Origin of the sequence: Kineobactrum sediminis (genome assembly GCF_002868715.1) — a bacterium.
Classification (GTDB): Bacteria; Pseudomonadota; Gammaproteobacteria; order Pseudomonadales; family Halieaceae; genus Kineobactrum; species Kineobactrum sediminis.
Window position 1 is genome coordinate 73,983 of record NZ_PKLZ01000011.1, and the last position, 20,170, is coordinate 94,152.

Sequence of the window (20,170 nt, forward strand, 5' to 3'; positions counted from 1 at the left end):
CCTGTTCAGACTGTGGCGTTGACTCGCTGCGCAAGCGCAGTGAGGCGAAGTTCAGCTTCAGTGACGATGCTCTGGATCAGCTCCTCGCAAGTCAGCAGCGAGTCGATCACCCCTGCCACCTGGCCACTGGGCAAGACACCCTGCGAAGGCTGGCCGTCGACCATCGCTTTCTGGATGATCATCGGCGCATTGGCGGACATGATCGCCTGGGCAGCCGTGGTGTCGTCACTGCGAGTCATGGCAATGGCGGATTTCAGCAGGCCCAACAGGCTGGCACCGGTATACTGGCGGAAGGCCAGGCCATTGCGTATGGCGATCAGCAGCTTGCGTAGCGTACTGGCGCGTTCCATCTCACTCAGCAGCTCGTTCATGATCATGCGCTGGGGCAAACCATCCATGGCCCGGGAAACAATGATGTCGGCGGGATTGTTGCAATCCAGGTAGCGCTGCAGCGTAGCATCGGGAACCGGGGACTCCCGGGTCAGCAGGAAACGGGTGCCCATGGCGATGCCATCGGCGCCCCAGGCCAGTGCCGCAACCAGTCCGCGACCATCCTTGAAACCCCCGGCCGCAACCACCGGCACCTGCTCACCCACCGCATCGATTACCTGGGGAATGAGCAGGGTTGTGGGTATTGCGCCCGTGTGGCCGCCGCCCTCGCCCCCCTGGACGGTCACTGCATCCGCACCCAGCTCCACCGCCTTGATGGCATGTTTGGGCAGCCCGACCGTGGGCATGCAAACCACACCCGCATCCTTGAGCCTGGCGATGAACTCGGGCCCGGGGGAACGGGAATAACTCACTGCCCTGACACCGTGGCGGATAACCATATCGACAATATCGGCCGCATTGGGCTGATACATATGGAAATTGACACCAAAGGGCTGATCGGTCAGCTCCTTGACGCGCAGAATATCGCGCTCCATTTCCGCCGGTGGAATCGTGGCCCCCGCCAGAAAACCAAAGCCACCGGCGTTGCAGCTGCCGGCCACCAGGTTCGGGTCAGCTACCCAGCCCATCGCGGTTTGCACGATGGGATAGCGGCAGCCGAGCAGGGTTGTCAATCGTGTACTGAGCATTGCATGTTCCTCAGGAGCGTTTACCGGGCGGGTTACCCGCAATCTGCGAAGCGCGCTGATTGTGTGGGTCAAGCGCGGCGATGATCGCCAGCTGTTCCACGGTTGGCGCGGGCGTGGTGGGGACCGAGTCGCCAATACACAGGGCAAAGCCGGTATTCTCTTGCACCTGTTCCGCGGTGACTCCCGGATGCAGCGACAACAAGCGGAGCTGGTGTTCCGGGCCGCCGAAGTCCATCACGCAAAGGTCAGTAATCACCCGGCGAATATCAATATCATCCAGCGCATGCCCTTTCGGCAGACGGGCCGGGTTATAACCCACTGAGGAGACGTAATCACATTCGCCCGCCAGGAAAACGCGGTCGTTGTGGCCCGGCACAAAAAAACTGTTGGGATGGGAAATGGAATTGCCGGGAAAGCCGCGGGCACCCAGCATCATCACCTTGGGCTGGGCGTAGGTTCCGCCCAGTGCCGACGTATTTGACTGGCCGAAACGGTCGATCTGGGTCGGGCCCAGCATGGCGTGGCGCTTGCCACTCCAGACGTTGTCAAAAATCCGTGAAAAACCCATCCAGGTTTCAGTCGCCGGCTGGAAATCAGCGGGACGCTCACCCAGCGGATTGGGTTCACTGAGCAGGAAAGACTCGGAATCCGTCATCATCAGATCCGGGTTGAAAGTCTTCATGGCCAGGCTGGCGGCCAGTCGCGGTATTACCCCGATACCGGTGGCGAGCACCTCGCCGTCGTAACGAAAAGCTTCGGCGGATGCGACGATACACAATTCCGCCAGGGTATATTCGGTTGCTGCATTGGACATGATCTGTTGCTCTCCCGGGCCAATCAGTAAGTGGGTAGTGCCAGAGACGTGATGGCCTCCAGGCCGCCGACGTTGCGCTGGTACTCGGCCTCATCGGCGCCAAGATACTGCTCCATGTAGGCATTGATGCCACCGTCTTTCGCCGATGCCGCATAGGCCTTGAAGTGCGCCACATCAAAGCCGTAACGGGGGCTGCAGGAACTGGGGTGGGCACCACCCGGAGCTTCCACAATCGCGCTGGTCGCGGAGCGTTCCCAGAACACTTCACGGGCACGTGCCGGGTCGTGAAAGAAGTCGGTGTCGACCAGTTCATCGCAGGACACAATCGTGTTGTTCGCGGCGCGTGCAAACCAGTCATCCATGTAGTGATCGGGACCGGCGATCTGGCAGACGCCGCGGAAGTCGGCGCGATCCACATGGATCAGCGAGACATCCAGTGGCAATGCCGGCATTGCCACCCATTCCTTGTCATCATAGGGGCTGTCGATGATCTTTATCTGCGGGTTATGGGTCAGCACGTCCGTACCCAACCCTACCTCGGTAGGCATGAACGGCAGGCTCCAGGCCGCCGCACGCAAGCCCAGCAACAGCATGCCCTCATCGATTTCCATCACTTCAATGGCACCGCTCTGGCGCGCCTGGCGGAAATAGGGTTCCAGGGGAATGAAATCCAGCGACACGAAGGCGAACACCAGTTTTTTGACCTTCCCCGCCGCGCACAGCATGCCCACATCGGCACCACCGTAAGAGACCACGGTAAGATCCTTGAGATCCGAGCGCAGGATTTCGCGAACCAGCGCCATTGGCTTGCGGCGCGGCCCCCAGCCACCGATGCCCACGGTCATGCCGTCTTCGATCTGTGCCACCGCTTCGCGGGCACTCATGCGTTTATCCATTTGCTCTACCCTTCTTTAACTGACGATCCGCGCCATGCGGTAATCGTGTTTGACAAAGTTCACCCCGAGGGTGCTTTCCGTGCGCCGCACTCCCGGGAGCCCACTGATGCGCTGGTGGACAAATTCCGCCAGGTGCTCGTTACTACGCACCATGGTAATCGCGAGAATGTCCGAGCGACCCAGCATTTCGCCGACAAAACCCAGTTCCGTGATCCGGGCGAGCTCACTGGCCACTTCGCGCACCTGGTAGCTGCGCTCCACTTCGATCCAGATATAGGCCAGGGAGCCGTTACGAAAGCGATCAATATTGGTGACCGCGGTGATCCGTATCTGTTTTTCCTCTTCCATGCGCTTGATCCGGGCGCGCACCGTACCTTCGGTGACACCCAGGTCGCTGGCGATCTGGCGATTACTGGTGCGCGCGTCCGTGGACAGCTGCGCAACAATCTGCCGGTCAATCTCATCCAGGCTACGCCGGGTCATGAAAGGGCACCCAATCCGGCTGGTTCTTCAGTACATTGACTGCCAGCGCCGGGGTCAAACGGCGCACCCCGGCCATGGTAGCCAGTTTCTCGTGCAACAATCCCTGCAACGCCGCCTGGTCTTCGGCCACCATCAGGATTTCCAGATCCTGGGTACCGACGACAATATTCACCGAAAACACCTCGGGAATGGCCGCCATGTCCCGGCCGACCTCCTCTGGCGAACGATCTTCAACCTGGACACCAATCGCCAGCAACATACCATAGCCGGCCGCTTCGATATCCGTCACCGCGACCACGCGCATGGTTCGGGATTCTTCCAGTCGCCGCACCCGCGCCCGAACCGTGGCCTCGGTGAGATTCAGCTCCCGGGCGATTGAGCGGTAAGGCAAGCGACCATCGCCACGCAACAGAGCAATAATGCGATGGTCGGTTTCATCCAGCTCTATCTGCGCGGCGGGCTGCTGGCGACTGCTTATTGATGCAAGCGACATCCTATACCTGCTCGGCCATGGACCATTCGCGCAGCACGGTTTTCAATACCTTGCCGCCGGCATTCATCGGCAGCTCACTGACCAGGCGCACGGACCGCGGCACCTTGTAATTCGCCATCTGCTCGCGGCACCATTTGATCACCATTTCCTCAGACAGCTCTGCGCCCGCAGCCGGAACAATATAGGCGCGGGCGACTTCGCCCAGGCGCTCATCAGCGACCCCGATAACTGCTGCCCTGGTCACGCCGGGCATATCGTGCAGGGTATTCTCTATCTCCGCCGGGTAACAGTTGAAGCCACCGACGATGAACATGTCCTTGATGCGGTCGGTAATGCGCACATAACCGTCGCTGTCCATTACACCCACATCACCGGTACGTAGCCAACCGTCGCTGGTAATGGCATGGGACGTCTCGATGGGGTCATCCAGGTATCCCTGCATTACGTTATAGCCACGGCACCAGATTTCGCCTTCAGTACCCGGCGCCACGGAATTACCCTCCGCATCGACACATTTCATTTCCACCCCGGCCATGGCGCGCCCTGAGGTGTGTGAAATACGCTCAGCGCTATCCTCGGGCCGGCAGATGGAAATCACTCCACAGGATTCGGTAAGGCCATAGGCGGTAACCACCACCTTGAACCCCAGCTCACTGCGCATTTTCTCAATCAGTGATACCGGCACCGGCGCCGCGCCTGTTACCGCCAGGCGCAGACTGGAGAGGTCATAATCCCGGCGACGGGGATGGGAGAGTAACGACTGATAAATGGTCGGCGGGCCGGGGATGACCGATATCTGTTCGCGATCAATCTGTGCCAGCACCGTATCAAGATCAAACTGCTGGACCGGTACGATCCGGGCACCGCGAATAAGAGCTGCCAGCCACCCGGCCTTGTAGCCAAAAGAGTGAAAGAATGGGTTAATAATCAGATAGTTATCGTGTTCGGTGAGACCTACGGTAGCACCCCAGGTGGCAAAGGCACGGATATTCTGCCCGTGACTGGTCACCACACCCTTGGGTTTGCCGGTAGTGCCTGAAGTAAACAGGATATCCAGCACATCCCCGGGCTGCACTTCCCTCACCCGCGCCTCGAGCTGGGCGGGAGACACCCGTGCACCCGACAACAGGAAATCCTCCCAGGATTGCGCACCCCCGGCGTCACCAGCCAGCAAAATGGTGCCCTCGAGAGCCGGCAAATCCTCACCCCTGAGCATGGCCGGATAATTCATCCCCAAAAATTCGGGGACGGTGAACAACCACCGCGCGCCGCTACGGCGCAGTATATAAGCGGCTTCCGGGCCCTTGAGACGGGTGTTGAGCGGCACCAGGACGCCGCCCACCGACTGGGCGCCAATTGCGGCAACAATCCACTGATAAAGATTGGGTGCCCAGATCGCGATGCGCTCACCGTGCTCCAGACCCAGGGCAAGAAAGGCCTTCGCGGCTGTAATCCGCGCCGAGTCCAGCTCCGCATAGGTCAGGGTGACGTCGCCATCAATAATGGCAATATGGTCGGGCAGGGCCGCCGCAGTTGCGGCGACGACTTCGGGGACGGTTTGTTGTGGTACTTCGTTGCTCGACATGGCTGCAGGCGTGAACAATGAATGAGCTGCCATGATAGTAATGGTTGCAGGCGATAACAATTAGAATGCGTAGTTATTTCGTATTTGTTTTACGAATAGTGCGATTCTTTATACGGCGAGCGCCCGCTCCCCGGGCGCCCCCTGCAAACCGGATCAATACCTGGCCGAACAGGCCGGGTCACACACCGGGGAATGTATAATCCCTGAACTGCTCCCGCAGGCCCACCTTATGGACTTTGCCGGTGGCGCCGTGGGGCAATTCATCGACGAACTCCACCGCGTCGGGTTTCCACCAGCTGGCGACCTTACCGTCAAACCAGGCCAGCATTTCTTCCGCGCTGAGATCCTGTCCATCCGCTTCGCGGACAACAATCAATAGCGGCCGCTCACTCCATTTCGGGTGATAGTGGCCAATAACGGCAGCTTCAGCGACCTTGGGATGCCCCATGGCCACATTCTCAAGGTCGATTGAGGAGATCCACTCGCCACCGGACTTGATTACATCCTTGGTGCGGTCGGTGATGGCCATGTACCCTTCGGGATCGATAGTGGCGACATCACCGGTTTCAAACCAGCCGTCTTCGGCGTGGGCTTCACCGGGCGCCGACTTGAAATAACTGGAACAGATCCATGGCCCACGCACTTTCAGCGAGCCAAAGGCCTTGCCGTCCCAGGGTAACTCACGGCCTTCATCATCCACGATCTTCATTTCCACGCCAAAAATCGGCCGACCCGCCTTGAGACGTTTTTTACTGTACTCCTCGGCGCTGTAGCGGTCTCGCTGGTCAGCGCTGGCATTGATGCTGCCCAGCGGACTCATTTCAGTCATGCCCCAGCCGACCCGGCTTTCAACCCCATAGCGGTCGAAACCCTCGGCAATTGACAATGGACAGGCGGCACCGCCCACCACCACCCGCTTCAGCGTTGGGATATCCTTGCCCGATGCCTTCAGGTGCGCCAGCAGTGCCAGCCATATAGTCGGCACACCGGCAGACAAGGTAACCCCTTCCTCGTTGATCAGGTTGGTCAGGGTTTCGCCATCGCCCATCTTGTTGCCCGGGAACACCAGCTTGGAACCAGCCATGGGGCAGGAATAGGGGTTGCCCCATGCGTTGACATGGAACATCGGCACAATGGGCAATACCACATCACTGGCGGACAGTCCCATGGCATCCGGCATCATCGTGGCATAGGCGTGCAGCATGGTGGAACGGTGCGAATAGAGCACCCCCTTCGGATTACCCGTAGTGCCTGAGGTGTAACACAGCGCGCAGGCATCGCGCTCATCCAGCTCCGGCCAGTCAAATTCCTCGTCGCCTGCCGCTACGAGAGTGTCGTAACACAATACATTGGCGAGGCTGGTCTCGGGCATGTTTGCCTCATCGGTAAGCACTATCCACCCCTGAACTCCCGGACACTCGCCGGCAATTTTTTCTGCCAGCGGCATGAAATCCGGGTCCAGGAAGATGTAACGATCCTCCGCGTGATTGATGATATACACCAGCTGCTCGGGAAACAGGCGCGGGTTGATGGTGTGGCAAACATAACCACTGCAGGCAGAGGCGTAATAGGTCTCCAGGTGCCGATAGTCATTCCACGCCAGCGTGCCAATGCGGTCACCCCGTGACAATTGCCAGGATGCCAGGATATTCGCCAGTTTCCGGGCGCGGACAAAGGCCTCTCGATAGGTATACCGGTGGCGCGGATTGTCGCGGGTTACCGATACGATCTCCTGGTTACCATTTACCTGCTCTGCGTGCAGCATGATCGACGTGATCGTCAGCGGCATGTCCATCATCAGACCTTGCATGGATATTCCTCTCCTATGAATACAAATCAGCCACCGCTGGCAACAGCTTCCCAGCTATCGTCGGTGACAAAATGCCGGGCGCGACCGTCCTTCTCCAGCTTGATCAGGTGCGCCGCCAGTGACAGCTTCGCCCACTCGTGACGGGCCGGGTCCACATCATCGTAAACAACCCGCACCAGTGCATCCAGGCCGGTTTGGCCGAGGCCGGCAAGACCGGATACCACCTTGCGCTCTCGCGCCAGGCGATGCGCTACCAGGCCCGCCACTTCCTCTCGCGGCTGCTGGATAACATCACCGTGGCCGGGAGCGATAGTACGCAGCGGATAATCCAGCAGCAGCTCAAGGGATTCAATGTAAGCCTTCATGTCGCCACCGGGAGGCACAATCACTACGGTGGAACCGTTCATGATGTGATCACCTGCAAACAGCATTCCCTCTTCCTCGAGCAGGAAGCAGTAGTGATTACTGACATGGCCGGGAGTGTGCAAACCGCGTAGCGTAAACTCGGGGGTTTGCAGCACCCAGTTGTGTTCAAGGAGCACCGTGGGCCGGAATGTCTTGTCCTGGAAGCGGTCATCTTCCGCCAGGGCGCCTATCACTTCGGCGCCGGTGGCCTCGGCCACCGCAAGCCAGGCGGGGGAGTGATCCGGGTGGGTATGGGTACAGACAATCCAGCGGATACGGTCGCCCCCCGCCGCCAGAATGGCATCAATATGTTCCGGGATAGCAGGGCCGGGATCCAGCACTGCCACTTGTTCATTGCCCAACAGGTACGTGTTGGTACCCGGGCCTGTCATCATTCCCGGATTGGGTGCCACCAGGCGGCGAACCCGACTGTTCAGCGCAAAGGGAATACCATGTTCAAACATACGCGTTACACCATATTGGCAATAGGAACCTGGGGATTCACATCGGCATCGTAATCAACCCCCTCCACCTCAAAGCCGAACAGCTGCAGGAACTCCCGGCGATAACCTTCGAAATCGGATAGTTCATGCAGATTATCAGTATCAATCTGCTCCCACAGTGTGGCCACTTCCTGCTGTACCGACGGGTCGAGTTCCTTGCTGTCAGCGCGCAAACGGCCCTCTTCGTCCAGCCGCGGTTCCGGGCTATAAAGTGACTCCCGGAACAACCCATCTACCTGCTCAATACAACCCTCGTGAGTACCGCGCTCCTTCATCACCTTGAACAGTATGGCCAGATAGATAGGCATTGCGGGAATGGCAGCACTGGCCTGGGTGACCACGGCCTTGAGTACCGAAACCCGGGCATCACCGCCGCGCCGGGCCAATCGCTCGCGGATGGCAACGACGCGGCGATCAAGATCCTGTTTGGCGGCGCCGATAGTGCCATGCCAGTAAATATCCCAGGTCATTTTTTCGCCAATATAAGTATAGGCCGTAGTTTTAGCGCCATCGGCGAGCACCCCGGCCTCGTCCAGGGCATCAATCCACATCTGCCAGTCTTCACCGCCCATCACCGCAACGGTATTATCGATCTCTTCCTGGGTGGCGGCTTCCAGGTGGAAATTCTGCACTTCCTGCTTGTCAGTATTCACCCCCTTCTGGGTGGTGTCACCGCCGATGGGCTTGAGTGTCGAATTGTGTACCACACCGGTTACCGGATGCTGACGCCGGGGCGAGGCCAGACTGTAGACCACCAGGTCAACCTGGCCGAGATCCTCGCGGATGGTGGCGATGGTTTTCTGTTTGATTTCGTCGCTGAAGGCGTCTCCGTTGATGCTCTTCGCATACAGGCCCTCGGCCTCGGCCGCCGTATGAAATGCGGCGCTGTTATACCAGCCGGCACTGCCGGGTTTGGTTTCAGTGCCTTCTTTTTCAAAGAAAATACCCAGGGTGGCGGCACCCGCGCCAAAAGCTGCAGTGATGCGCGAAGCCAGGCCATAACCTGTCGACGCACCAATCACCAGCACCCGTTTCGGGCCGTTGGCGATCGGGCCCTGGCTCTTGACGTAATCAATCTGGCGGCTGACATTGGCGGCGCAGCCTTGTGGATGGGTGGTGACACAGAGGAACCCGCGAACGCGTGGCTTGATGATCATAATAGCTGGTTTCCTGATGCTCTGGTTTGGTCGGCGCACCCCGCGAGTGGCACCCTGAAGTTGCGGATTGTAGCACAGGCAAAGACGCATTCGACCCTTGCCGGTAACCGCTTCAGACAGGTGCAGGTAGCCGGTCAAACCTGCTTTGGCATCAGCCACAGGCAGAGGTCCTGTAATTGGCAGCACTTGAGTTCAGCAGGCCGTTACCGTTCAATAGCAGCTCATTTATCAGTGCTACCCATTGCCATGTCATCATCACCTTTACGCTATATCACCCCCGGCGACTGGACGGATACCGTTTTGCAGGACTTTGACCGGTTCCTGCAAGACCATGCCGCCGCCGAGAAAAAAGCCTCCGGCATGGCTATTTCCATGCTGTCCCACTACCCCGACCGCGTCCGGCTGGTTGAGGCCATGGCCGACCTGGCGATAGAAGAACTGACCCATTACCGGGAAGTAATGAAATGGATACACCGGCGTGGCGGGCGCACCGCAGCCGATGAAAAAGACCCCTATATCCTCGCCTTTCGTGAGCACAGCCGTAAAGGGAAGGAAGCCTACCTGCTCGATCGGCTCCTGACCGCCAGTGTTATTGAGGCGCGCGGAGCGGAACGTTTTGCCCTGGTTGCCGAGGCTCTGCCGGCATCAGCGCTGAAGCGCTTTTACCAGTCGATAGCGCGCTCCGAACAGCGTCATTATCAACTGTTCCTGGAACTGGCCGGACTGTATTTTGCCGCTGATGTCATAGCGAGTCGCTGGGATGAGTTACTGGATATCGAAGCGGGCATTGCGGCCGCCCTGCCCCTGCGCGCGGCACTGCATTGACTTTGCCTGACGCATGAACGGTGATGTTGCCTGGCAGCGCTATCGCGAGCGTCACATGGAGCCGGACTTGCCGCCCTGTTCAGGGCAGGGGCGGAATTATCGTCATGTCGTGGTCATACCTGCCTACGCGGAGTCCCCGCAACTGCTCTCCAGCCTGGCCAGATTGACGCCGGCCGTTCTGGTTATCCTGGTGTTGAATTGCCCGGAAACCGCGACTGCCACCAGACCCAACGACGCCATGCGCGACGCGCTGGAAAGTCATGGTCTGCTTGAACAACTCGGCCCGCATTGTGCACTGCGAGCACTGCCCGCGGGCAGTGCACTGCTGGTCTACGACCTTGAGCGCGCTCGCGGCCCCAGCCCGGCAGACCAGGGCGTGGGCCTGGCGCGCAAGGTGGGCTGCGATATCGCCTGCCTGTGGTTCGCGGCCGGGTGTATCGAGAGCTCCTGGATTCTCAATACCGATGCCGACGCCATCTTACCAGCCAGTTGTTTCGAGCGCCTGCGACAGCTGCCGGGCAACGCCGCGGCGGCGGTCCTGCCGTTTTATCACACCCCGTGTGAAACGCCCCTGACAACCCGGGTAACGGCACTGTATGAATTACGTTTGCACTACTATGTACTGGGCCTCGAATTCGCCCGCTCACCCTATGCGTACCACAGTCTAGGCAGCTGTCTGGCAGTATCTGCCCGTCACTATGTACGGGTCCGGGGATTCCCCAAACGTGCAGCGGGAGAGGATTTTCACCTCCTCAACAAGTTGCGCAAAACCGGGCCAATCATCCGTCTCGCAGGTAGTTGCATCACTCTGGAATCGCGGCTTTCCGCGCGCGTTCCTTTCGGTACGGGCCCAGCTGCCACGCGACTGGCCCTCGCCACTGCGCCCGATGATACGCCCCTGTTTTACCATCCCGATTGCTTCAGGGCCCTACGCGCCGTATTGGAAACAGTTGCAAAGGCGCCTCTGGATGATTCGCTGCCGGGGCCCGTGTCCCCGCAAGAGCAATGGGCCGGGATACTGCAACGCTGGGGGCTGGATAATAAACTGGCCGAAGCCAGCGCAGAGGCCCTTGCGGATCTTGGCCTGCATGGGGCCCTGCAACACTGCCGACGCCAGAGCAACGATGACCCCGGTTTTCGCCGCCACTTCGAGCAGTGGTTTGACGCCCTGCGCAGCCTGCGCTTCATTCACCTGCTGCGCAGCGCCGGCTGGGCTGAGCTGACGCTTGCCGAAAGCCTGCAAAGCACGCCCCTGCTCTGGCCCGCCGCCGGCACAGATCACCAGCTACTGCGTGACGCCATTCATAAGCACTGGGGTTGGACGTTACCGAGCGCATCTCCAGACGATTAGGCCCTGGGGTAACGCTTTTGTCGCACAACTTTCATATTGTCGTCACTGTGCATTCATCAAATCGTCATCCCGCAGACCCACGCTATTGTCCGGACGTTTACGTAAAACTGACCCGGAGAATATCGTATGAGAAGAACCAAATGGATTCTGGCTTCCTGCCTGACCCTGCCTCTGCTACTGGCTGGCTGTGAGGGCGACGATGGCACCAACGGTGTCGATGGCGCTGATGGTATTGAGGGTGCCGCGGGTGCCGATGGCACTGCCGGGCAAGACGCGGTGGCAAGCACCGTTGCGCTGTCTTTTCTCGGCCGTTATGAAACCGGTGAGTTTGATGAAAGCGCCGCGGAGATTGTTGACTACGACCCCGCCACACGCCAGGTCTTTGTGGTAAATGCGAACTCGGGCCGGGTGGACATCCTGGATATCAGCGCCCCCTCGTTGCCAACACTGGTCAGCTCGCTGGACCTTGCGAGCGATATCGTCGGCGCCATTGACGCCCTGACTGACCCCGCCCAACTCGGTGCCGCCAACAGCGTTGCAGTCTCCGGTACCACCCTGGCGGTCGCGGTAGAAGCCGATACCAAGCAGGATAACGGCTACGTTGCCTTTTACCAGACCGATGGCACCTTCCTCAGTGCCGTTGAAGCGGGCGCACTGCCGGACATGGTCATCTTTACACCAGACGGCAACACTGTACTCGTGGCAAACGAGGGCGAGCCCAACGGCGACTACAGCGTAGACCCCGAAGGCAGTATCACCCTGGTTGATATCTCAGCCGGCGCCGGCAGTGTCACCGCGGCCAACGTCACCCACCTGCGTTTTACCGACTTTAACAGCGGTGGCAGCAAGACACTGGGTAGCGATGTCCGAATTTCCAGCAAGAGCGCGAGCGTCGCACAGGATCTGGAACCTGAATACATCGCGGTATCCGCAGATAGCAGCACCGCCTGGGTCGCCCTGCAGGAAAACAGCTCGCTGGCCGTCATCGACATTGCTGCAAAGCAAATCACTTCAGTACTGGGGCTCGGCTATAAATTACACAGCGTACCCGGCAACGAGCTTGACGCCAGCAATCGCGATGGCGGTGTTAATATTCGCCAGTGGCCATTACGCGGTGTATACATGCCCGATACCATTGACAGCTACGAATTCAATGGCATTACCTACCTGGTTACCGCCAACGAAGGCGATGGCCGCGAATACTTGACAGACGCCACAGATGCCACCGATTGCACCGCCCAAGGCGGCTTTGACTTCGACGACGGCGACTGCTTTCACTACCTGGATGAAATCCGGGTGAAGGATATCGAAGACACCGGCGCCACTATTGAACTCGACAACCTCTCCCGCTTTGCAATCGATGTTGCCACCCTGACCGCTGATGAAAACCTCGGGCGCATCAAGGTGATAAGCACACTCGGCGCCATTGGTTGCCCCGCAGATTCACTGGAGACCACTGGCCAGCCCACTACCGGCTGTGCGTACGAAGCGCTGTACAGCTTTGGCGCACGGTCTTTCAGCATCTGGAACGGCTCCACCGGCGAACTGGTGTTCGATAGCGGCAGCGATTTTGAGACCATCACCGCACAACGCCTGGGCAATGACTTTAATGCCACTAACGACGAAAACGGCGGCGATGATCGCTCCGACGACAAAGGGCCGGAACCGGAAGCGATTGAAATTGCCCGTATCGCCGGCAAAACCTATGCGTTCATTGGCCTCGAGCGGGTCGGTGGCATCATGGTGTACAACATCTCCAACCCTGAGAAAGCGGAGTTCGTGCAGTACATCAATACCCGTGACTTCTCGGTTGATGTAGAAACGCTGGTCGATGCAGGCGACTTCTCCGCTGTCGGTGATCTCGGACCCGAATCAATCAGGTTCATCGCTGCAGAAGACAGCCCCAACGGTGAGGCACTACTGGTTGTCGGTAACGAAGTGAGCGGCACCACTGCGCTCTTCGGCGTTAACATTATTGACAACGACTAAACCGATCCCTTGCGCGACCAGCCGCTGCAGTTAGCAATGCGGCTGGTCGCAATCTCCTGTATCGAAACCGCTCCCCAGGCCTTCCCTCAGTTTTCCTCCCGCATATTGGTAATCCACAAAGTCTGGTAAGGCTCCAGCACAAGCTGCTGTTCCCTGCCCGCATAGTGCTCACCGCTGATCAGGTCCAGCCACTGGTGGTACTCGATCAGATTGATATCCTGCAAATTAAGTGGCTGGTCCTCGTTACTTATATTGCTGATGCAGAAAATACTCTGGCGCCTGTCCATGCTTTGCCGCCAGAAACCGAACAGGTGGCAGCCCAGATGCAGGGTGAACTGGGTGGCATTGGGGTGAAATGCCGGCTGGCAGCGGCGGATTGCCAGCAGGTCGCGCAATCCTCTTACTACCAGGCCATGGCTTGCCACGGGGTCTGTCAGCGCCTCATCCAGCTCCGCCAGCTGCCACTGGTGGCGATTGATGGCACGGTTGTGGCCGCTGTGCTTTACCCGGCTGTAGTCGTTGCGGGTACCGAGGAAACTGTGAATATAGAGCCCGGGAATCCCCTCCAGGCCAAACATGATTGCATGGGCGCACAGGAACCGCGCCAGCCCGTGTTCATCCGGGCCGTCGAGGGTACCCTGCAGGGCATCAAACAGGGAAATATTGATCTCGTAGGGACGGTTCCGACCGTCTTCAAGCGCCCGGTAGGAGACATGACCACCAAACTCCTGCATGGTGGCAATAAGCGTGTCCAGTTCTTCATCCGAGAGCAGGCCCTCGGCAGGACGCAGGCCGATGCCGTCATGCGAGGCCACAAAATTAAAATAAGTAGTCCCGTTCTGGGCCGGGGGCATACTCATCAGCCACTGCTTGAGATAGCTGCAATCACCACTGACCAGGGTGTTAAGCAGCAGTGGCGGCAGCGAAAAGTTATACACACAGTGGGCTTCGTTGGCGTTACCGAAGTAGGAGAGATTTTCCCGGTTGGGAATGTTGGTTTCAGTTATCAGCACCGCGTCGGGTCGGGCATGTTCCACCAGTGTCCGCAGCAGCCTCACCAACTCGTGGGTCTGCTCAAGATTAAGGCAACTGGTCCCGGGTATTTTCCACAGGAAGGCCACCGCATCAAGGCGAAACAAACGCACACCGTTGTTCAGGTAATGGCGGACAATAGACACAAACTGCCTGAGTACTGCCGGGTTGCGAAAATCGAGGTCAACCTGGTCGTGGCTGAAAGTGCACCAGACCCATTCCGTCCCACGAGCCGTGGTAACTTCGCGCAGTAATGGCGAGGTTCGCGGCCTGACGACCGCACTCAAGTCATCGTCCGGCGATGCAGTGAAAAAATAGTCTCTCCCGGGGTCCTCGTCCTTCAGGAAGTTCTCAAACCAGAGACTGCGACTGGAGCAGTGATTGATCACCAGGTCTGCCATCAGATCATAGTCAGCGGCGATCGCCGCCACGTCATCCCAGTCCCCCAGAGCCTCATTGACACTGGAATAGTCCAGCACCGAAAACCCGTCGTCCGAGCTCCAGGGGTAGAATGGCAGCAAATGCACTGCGCTGATCACCCCGCCGGTATAGTTGTCCAGAAACCGTTTCAGGGTTTGCAGTGGCTTTTCGTTTTCGGCGAGTACGGTATCGCCATAGGTGATCATTACCACGTCGCCCTGGTTCCAGTGATTGGCATACTGCCGGGGGAAATGCACGTCACCGTCAAGACCCATAGTGCTGACCAGCTCGTCCGCCAGTTGTTCAAGACCCTGCGGCACGGCAACGTGATGATAAATAACCTGCAAATGTTGCAACACCCTGTCGTGCAGACGCTCAAGGCCCACGGCAGACTGCTCGCTATCGATGATCATGTCGTACTCTCTGCCGTCTGGTCGATTTCATTCCGCGGCTCAAGCACGGAACTCATTATTGTCCTCTTCCACAGCCACCAGCAGCCGTTCCAGGATGTCGGGAATGGCACTGGCAACGCGATTCCAGCTGGGGATGAAGGGGCGCTCCATGGGATGTTCGAGAAACGCCTCACCGGCTTTCATGATGTTTTCCGCAAACATTTCCACCGCCAGCTCCTCACTGTGTATATCCACACTCAAGCCATTCATTACGGCGTCGTTATGGTAGGTCTCAACAAAGTCGAGAGCGATGCGGTAGTAGGTCGCCTTCAGTGAACGGAAGGTTTCACTGTTGAAGGTAACACCGCGAGTGGCAAGCTTGCGGAATAACGCCTTGGCAATATCGATAGACATCTTGGACAGGCCCCGGCTGTCGTCCTCTTTCGACATTTCCTGGTGCTTGTGATCATAGGTGTCGGCGATGTCCACCTGGCACAGGCGATTGTTGGCGTAGTTTCGGTAGACCTCGGACAATACGCCAATTTCCAGCCCCCAATCACTGGGAATCCGAATATCAGTGAGCACATCGCGGCGAAACGAAAACTCCCCCGCGAGGGGATAACGAAAGCTGTCCATGTAATCCAGGTATTCCATATCCCCCAGTACCTTTTTCAGCGCGCGCAGCAAGGGTGTCACCAGCAAGCGACTCACCCGCCCGTTGATCTTGCCGCCGGCCACGCGAGCGTAATATCCCTTGCAAAACTCATAATTGAACTGCGGGTTGGCGACCGGGTAAATCAGCCGGGCGAGCAAGCTCCGATCATAGGTGAGAATATCGCAATCGTGCAGCGCAACCGACTCGGTACGACCGGATGCCAGGGCGTAACCCATGCAGTACCAGACGTTGCGCCCTTTTCCCAGCTCCCGGGGGGCCAGATCCTGGGCCTGTAACTCCCGGTCCAGGGCCTGCAACCTTGGGCCGTCATTCCATAACACCCGATGATGCTGGGGCAGGTCGCTGAAAAAATCCAGCGCCCGGCGATACTCGCCCTCGTCCGCGCGGTCCAGCCCAATGACAATTTCAGAAAGATAGGGCACCTCACGCAGGTGCTTAATGATGGCGGGGAGTGCTTCACCCTCAAGTTCCGAGTACAGCGAGGGCAGGATCAGCCCCATGGGACGGCTACCGGAAAAGCGTACCAGTTCGTTTTCCATGTCCTCCAGAGACCGGTGGGACAGGTTATGCAGGGTGGTAATGATGCCGTTCTGGTAAAAGTCGCCCATGGCGATCACTCCTCATGTTCAATATGGTAGCGCTGTAACCAGCGTTCGACTCCCTCCGCCCATCCCCCGGGGCCCATGGCCTCGCTGTGCCATACACCCTCCTTGCGCTGCAGGGCCGGGAACGGATGCACCGGAGAGCGGATCAAAAGCGCCGTTTCCGCCACTTCCAGCATGTCGCGATCGTTGCCGCTGTCTCCTATGGCAAGGTCATGCACAACCCGTGCCGGATGCTGTGCCAGAAAGACATTTCGCAACCAGCGCAGTGCCTGTCCCTTATCGCAATCCCCGGATACCGCCATAAACCGGCCGCCCTGCTGCACCCGCGCACCGGCATCCACTAACGCTGCCACAAATTCCTGCCGCCTCGCCTCACTGCCAAGCCAGCGCACCGGTTCACTGTAATCGCGCTGGTTTGCCCCGGCGGCGGCCGTAGCATCAAGGCCGGTCATCGTTGCAATACCATCCACGCCCGCTGCCTGGAAACCGATAAACTCTCCGGGAAATCGACATCCCACTTCATCCAGCAGCGTCAACCAGTAATCTCGCGGCGCCGCAAATGTGCGCACGCAATAGCCGAAGCGGCGCAGGGTGTCCTCGGGGGTCACCGGAAAATAACCTTCGGGTACAAAAACCGCCGCACCGTTTTCGGCGATAAAAGGATGACAATTACCAAGCCGGCGGCGCAAAGGCTCAATTTCAGCTCGTGTTTTGCTGGTTGCAAGAATCAGGGGGATACCGGCACGGTCCAGGGCCTCCAGCTGCCCCAGGGCCGCATCAAAGTCGTAGCTGTGATGATCGAGCAGGGAGCCATCGAGATCGCTGAATACCAGCAGCAGGGGGCGCATCACTTTGTGACTCGCCGCTTGCAGTCCATGATCTGGCGCCGCTCATCCAGGCGCAGCAACACATCGACTTGTGCGGGCAAAGTTTCAAGGCAGTGCCGGGTCAGGCGCTCGTAATGCTGGATAAAGCGCGCCAGCGCAGCCGGCGTCATGGTGTGAGCACTCGCTGTTCCTGCGAGGCTCGCAATCAGTTTGTCTTCCTGCTCCTGGCGCCAGCGTCGTACGCAGGCGAAGGAAGGCGCCTGCAGCATGATCCAGAAATCAACCCGGGCGTAAAGCGGCAGGAAATCCGCAGCGAGCCGATCATTTACGTACTGCCGCCACAGCCCGAGGGTATCCTCGTCGCGCTCCAGGTTATTACAGGGATCAGTGAGTTCCGTAACGGATTGTGGCCGCGCCCCGAGGCACCAGCCTTCCAGTAGAATAATATCCACCGGCAGGCCAACCCGATCCCAACGGGAGCGAGGCAACCGGTCATCGGTCGCCTTGTTGAAACGGGGTATGGCCAGGGTCTCGCCCTGCTCGGCCTCAGCTACGCTGAGACTATCCAGGGTAGCTGCCAGCAAGGACATATCGTGGGTGCCGGGAACGCCCCGTGTTGCCAGTAGCGGGTGGACACGCGCGGCAAGTGCTTCGCGCTCGCCGCGCCCCAGATAAAAGTCATCCAGCGAGAGCGCCAGGGTTTTGAGGCCAGATTCTGCTTCAAGGGCATGCCGCAGGTAATCACAAAACGTTGTCTTGCCTGAGCCCTGGCAACCATTCACCGCAACCAGCATCGGTCCCGGCGCACCAGAACGGTGCGCCGCGAGGCGATTCATCAGCGGATCGAACCATTGTTGTGCACTGGCAAGATAGGCCGGCGGCAGCTGATGACGCGCCAGGAACCGGCTGCGCCAGCTATCCCGCTCGCCTTCAATCACTGAGGGTCATGCTCGCGATAATCATGGCAGGGCTTTGTTGTGTCCATGACCGGATTACAGCAGTTTCCGTGCCGCTTCAGGCCGCGCGGCACCAGGTCAAAGTAAAAATCGCCGGATATCACCCAGTAGCGCCACCAGCTGGGTACAAAAGCGACCGGCGTCGGCACCATTGATCACTCGATGGTCATAGGAGAGCGCCAGTGGCAACAAGGTTCTGGGCTGGAAGGCCTGCCCGTCCCACACCGGTTTAACACTGGCTCGGGACACCCCGAGGATACCCACTTCCGGCGTGTTCACGATCGGTGTAAAGCCATTGCCGCCCAGACCACCGAGGCTGGAAATAGTGAAACAGCCTCCCTGCATATCCGCCGGCCGTAGCTTGCGGTCCCGCGCCTTGCCGGCCATTTCCGCCACTTCTTCAGCCAGTTGCCACAAGCTCTTCTGATCGACATCGCGGATGACCGGCACCATCAACCCAGCCGGCGTATCCACCGCCACACCAATATGGATATAGTGTTTGAACACCAGGCTCTCGCCATCCGCCGATAGTGAAGCATTCAACTTCGGGTTGTCCCGCAGCGCCAATGCACAGGCCTTGAGCATGAAGGGCAGTGGCGTAAGCTTGGTACCGCGCTTCTCTCCTTCATCGGCCAGCCCTTTGCGAAAAGCCTCCAGTTCGGTAATGTCTGCATCATCCCACTGGGTAACATGGGGCACGTTAAGCCAGCTGCGGTGCATGTTGGCCGCGGTCAGCTTGTCCAACTTGGTCCGTGCCACCGTCTCGATTTGCCCGAAAGCGGCAAAATCGATCTCCGGGACTGCCGGAATGCCGGCACCGGATGTCGCGGCAGTACCTCGATTACTCAGCGCGCGCTGCACAAACTGGTGCACGTCTTCTTTAACAATGCGCTCGCGTGGACCAGTGCCACTGACCTGGCCCAGCTCAACGCCCAGCTCCCGGGCCAATTTACGAACTGCAGGCCCCGCGTACACAAGATCCTTTTGTGACGTTGTTTCCTCAGTCTCCCGAGGTTCACGTCGAGTTACCCTGTCAGTCGCTGATACCGCAGCCTTACCGGATTCTGGCTTGGATTCCTTGCCTGCTCCCGACTGTCCCTCTTCGGTAGCAGATTGATCGGTGGTATCCTCCTTTTTCTCTTTCTTTTCCTCTCTTTTGTTCTCTTTCTTTTCATCGCCTGTGGTTCCCGGCGCGGACAGCACCACCAGCGGATCACCCTGCCGCACCGAAGCACCCTCTTTCACCAGCCACTTCACTACCTTGCCGGCATGGGAGGAAGGCACCTCCATCGAGGCCTTGTCGGACTCAAGCACTACCAGGGAGTCTCCCTCAGCAACCTCATCACCAACCTCGACGCTGAATTCAATAAGATCCACCGCTTCGTCAGTGCCGATATCCGGCACCTCGACAGTGATTTCTTCTGCTTCTTCGCCCTGTTTTTCCGGGGCTTGAGTATCTTCTTGCGTGTTAGACGTCTTTGCGGCCTTGTTGCTCACAGGTGCCTGGTCCTGGCCGGTAGCCGACTCCTCTTCTGCGGACGCCGGTTCAGCTTCTTTACCAGGCGTGCTCGCGGCAGGCTCTTTTTCGTCGGTTTCGTCGGCTTCGCCGGTTTCAGTATCACCCGTATCCACCACGGCGATGGTATCGCCTTCAGCCACCTCATCGCCCTCGCTTACCAGGACCTGGATTACCTTGCCGGCTACTTCCGAGGGTATTTCCATTGAGGCCTTGTCAGACTCCAGCACCAGCAAGCCCTGCTCTACAGCAATTTCATCACCCACCTTGACCAGTAATTCAACGACCTCGGCGCCTTCTGCGCCCCCGATATCGGGAACTCTTATCTCTTGCTTCGCCATGCTGTCTGTATCCTG

17 protein-coding genes are annotated in these 20,170 nt (G+C 58.7%); 3 read left to right on the forward strand and 14 right to left on the reverse strand.

The genetic code is table 11. From position 1 onward, the window contains the following. Positions 1-5 precede the first annotated feature (5 nt). From CWI75_RS14435 to fabV, 9 genes are all read right to left on the reverse strand, one after another. Entirely contained in the window at positions 6-1,079 is a 1,074-nt protein-coding gene (locus tag CWI75_RS14435) for an NAD(P)H-dependent flavin oxidoreductase (RefSeq protein ID WP_101522226.1), read from the reverse strand. A 10-nt stretch (positions 1,080-1,089) separates the two neighbouring features. Continuing rightward, positions 1,090-1,893 (reverse strand): CoA-transferase subunit beta, encoded by an 804-nt coding sequence (locus tag CWI75_RS14440; protein WP_101522227.1) that lies wholly within the window; start codon positions 1,891-1,893, stop codon positions 1,090-1,092. A gap of 23 nt (positions 1,894-1,916) precedes the next feature. Continuing rightward, a complete protein-coding gene (locus CWI75_RS14445) occupies positions 1,917-2,789 on the reverse strand; it encodes a CoA transferase subunit A (RefSeq protein WP_101522228.1) in 873 nt (290 codons plus the stop codon). 15 nt (positions 2,790-2,804) lie between these two features. After that, entirely contained in the window at positions 2,805-3,272 is a 468-nt protein-coding gene (locus tag CWI75_RS14450; protein ID WP_101522229.1) for an Lrp/AsnC family transcriptional regulator, read from the reverse strand. Next, positions 3,259-3,765 (reverse strand): Lrp/AsnC family transcriptional regulator, encoded by a 507-nt coding sequence (locus CWI75_RS14455; RefSeq protein WP_101522230.1) that lies wholly within the window; start codon positions 3,763-3,765, stop codon positions 3,259-3,261. Before CWI75_RS14455 ends, CWI75_RS14450 begins: the two co-directional genes overlap by 14 nt. Before the next feature lies 1 nt (position 3,766). Then, positions 3,767-5,350 (reverse strand): FadD3 family acyl-CoA ligase, encoded by a 1,584-nt coding sequence (locus tag CWI75_RS14460; protein ID WP_101522231.1) that lies wholly within the window; start codon positions 5,348-5,350, stop codon positions 3,767-3,769. A gap of 178 nt (positions 5,351-5,528) precedes the next feature. Further along, a complete protein-coding gene (locus CWI75_RS14465) occupies positions 5,529-7,160 on the reverse strand; it encodes a long-chain-fatty-acid--CoA ligase (protein ID WP_101522232.1) in 1,632 nt (543 codons plus the stop codon). 26 nt (positions 7,161-7,186) lie between these two features. Continuing rightward, positions 7,187-8,029 carry an MBL fold metallo-hydrolase gene (locus tag CWI75_RS14470; RefSeq protein ID WP_241521238.1) on the reverse strand — a complete coding sequence of 281 codons (843 nt, stop codon included), beginning with the start codon at positions 8,027-8,029 and terminating at the stop codon, positions 7,187-7,189. Positions 8,030-8,034: 5 nt separating this feature from the next. Beyond that, on the reverse strand, positions 8,035-9,225 hold the full coding sequence (gene fabV / locus CWI75_RS14475) for an enoyl-ACP reductase FabV (protein WP_101522288.1): 1,191 nt from the start codon (positions 9,223-9,225) through the stop codon (positions 8,035-8,037). A gap of 246 nt (positions 9,226-9,471) precedes the next feature. On the opposite strand from fabV, the gene CWI75_RS14480 reads away from it, so the two are divergent. From CWI75_RS14480 to CWI75_RS14490, 3 genes are all read left to right on the forward strand, one after another. Beyond that, entirely contained in the window at positions 9,472-10,050 is a 579-nt protein-coding gene (locus CWI75_RS14480) for a tRNA-(ms[2]io[6]A)-hydroxylase (protein ID WP_101522233.1), read from the forward strand. 13 nt (positions 10,051-10,063) lie between these two features. After that, the gene (locus tag CWI75_RS14485; RefSeq protein WP_101522234.1) at positions 10,064-11,401 is read left to right on the forward strand and encodes a glycosyltransferase family 2 protein; all 1,338 of its coding nucleotides are present in this window, start codon (positions 10,064-10,066) and stop codon (positions 11,399-11,401) included. Between the two features lie 126 nt (positions 11,402-11,527). Continuing rightward, on the forward strand, positions 11,528-13,390 hold the full coding sequence (locus CWI75_RS14490) for a choice-of-anchor I family protein (protein WP_101522235.1): 1,863 nt from the start codon (positions 11,528-11,530) through the stop codon (positions 13,388-13,390). A gap of 86 nt (positions 13,391-13,476) precedes the next feature. Here the strand turns inward: CWI75_RS14490 and CWI75_RS14495 are convergent, their stop codons facing one another. From CWI75_RS14495 to aceF, 5 genes are all read right to left on the reverse strand, one after another. Next, positions 13,477-15,255, reverse strand: a complete 1,779-nt coding sequence (locus CWI75_RS14495; RefSeq protein WP_101522236.1) for a sugar phosphorylase — start codon at positions 15,253-15,255, stop codon at positions 13,477-13,479. A gap of 39 nt (positions 15,256-15,294) precedes the next feature. Then, positions 15,295-16,518 carry a glycosyltransferase family protein gene (locus tag CWI75_RS14500; RefSeq protein WP_101522237.1) on the reverse strand — a complete coding sequence of 408 codons (1,224 nt, stop codon included), beginning with the start codon at positions 16,516-16,518 and terminating at the stop codon, positions 15,295-15,297. Between the two features lie 5 nt (positions 16,519-16,523). Further along, the gene (locus CWI75_RS14505; RefSeq protein WP_101522238.1) at positions 16,524-17,363 is read right to left on the reverse strand and encodes an HAD-IIB family hydrolase; all 840 of its coding nucleotides are present in this window, start codon (positions 17,361-17,363) and stop codon (positions 16,524-16,526) included. Beyond that, positions 17,363-18,280 carry a hypothetical protein gene (locus CWI75_RS14510; RefSeq protein WP_241521239.1) on the reverse strand — a complete coding sequence of 306 codons (918 nt, stop codon included), beginning with the start codon at positions 18,278-18,280 and terminating at the stop codon, positions 17,363-17,365. Before CWI75_RS14510 ends, CWI75_RS14505 begins: the two co-directional genes overlap by 1 nt. Positions 18,281-18,376: 96 nt before the next feature. After that, entirely contained in the window at positions 18,377-20,155 is a 1,779-nt protein-coding gene (gene aceF, locus CWI75_RS14515) for a dihydrolipoyllysine-residue acetyltransferase (RefSeq protein ID WP_101522239.1), read from the reverse strand. Between the last annotated feature and the right edge of the window lie 15 nt (positions 20,156-20,170).

Bases quoted from the DNA above. Each gene is read 5' to 3' on its own strand.
- CWI75_RS14435 (WP_101522226.1), bottom strand. From the start codon at position 1,079: ATGCTCAGTACACGATTGACAACCCTGCTCGGCTGCCGCTATCCCATC.
- CWI75_RS14440 (WP_101522227.1), bottom strand. From the start codon at position 1,893: ATGTCCAATGCAGCAACCGAATATACCCTGGCGGAATTGTGTATCGTC.
- CWI75_RS14445 (WP_101522228.1), bottom strand. From the start codon at position 2,789: ATGGATAAACGCATGAGTGCCCGCGAAGCGGTGGCACAGATCGAAGAC.
- CWI75_RS14450 (WP_101522229.1), bottom strand. From the start codon at position 3,272: ATGACCCGGCGTAGCCTGGATGAGATTGACCGGCAGATTGTTGCGCAG.
- CWI75_RS14455 (WP_101522230.1), bottom strand. From the start codon at position 3,765: ATGTCGCTTGCATCAATAAGCAGTCGCCAGCAGCCCGCCGCGCAGATA.
- CWI75_RS14460 (WP_101522231.1), bottom strand. From the start codon at position 5,350: ATGTCGAGCAACGAAGTACCACAACAAACCGTCCCCGAAGTCGTCGCC.
- CWI75_RS14465 (WP_101522232.1), bottom strand. From the start codon at position 7,160: ATGCAAGGTCTGATGATGGACATGCCGCTGACGATCACGTCGATCATG.
- CWI75_RS14470 (WP_241521238.1), bottom strand. From the start codon at position 8,029: ATGTTTGAACATGGTATTCCCTTTGCGCTGAACAGTCGGGTTCGCCGC.
- fabV (WP_101522288.1), bottom strand. From the start codon at position 9,225: ATGATCATCAAGCCACGCGTTCGCGGGTTCCTCTGTGTCACCACCCAT.
- CWI75_RS14480 (WP_101522233.1), top strand. From the start codon at position 9,472: ATGTCATCATCACCTTTACGCTATATCACCCCCGGCGACTGGACGGAT.
- CWI75_RS14485 (WP_101522234.1), top strand. From the start codon at position 10,064: ATGAACGGTGATGTTGCCTGGCAGCGCTATCGCGAGCGTCACATGGAG.
- CWI75_RS14490 (WP_101522235.1), top strand. From the start codon at position 11,528: ATGAGAAGAACCAAATGGATTCTGGCTTCCTGCCTGACCCTGCCTCTG.
- CWI75_RS14495 (WP_101522236.1), bottom strand. From the start codon at position 15,255: ATGATCATCGATAGCGAGCAGTCTGCCGTGGGCCTTGAGCGTCTGCAC.
- CWI75_RS14500 (WP_101522237.1), bottom strand. From the start codon at position 16,518: ATGGGCGACTTTTACCAGAACGGCATCATTACCACCCTGCATAACCTG.
- CWI75_RS14505 (WP_101522238.1), bottom strand. From the start codon at position 17,363: ATGCGCCCCCTGCTGCTGGTATTCAGCGATCTCGATGGCTCCCTGCTC.
- aceF (WP_101522239.1), bottom strand. From the start codon at position 20,155: ATGGCGAAGCAAGAGATAAGAGTTCCCGATATCGGGGGCGCAGAAGGC.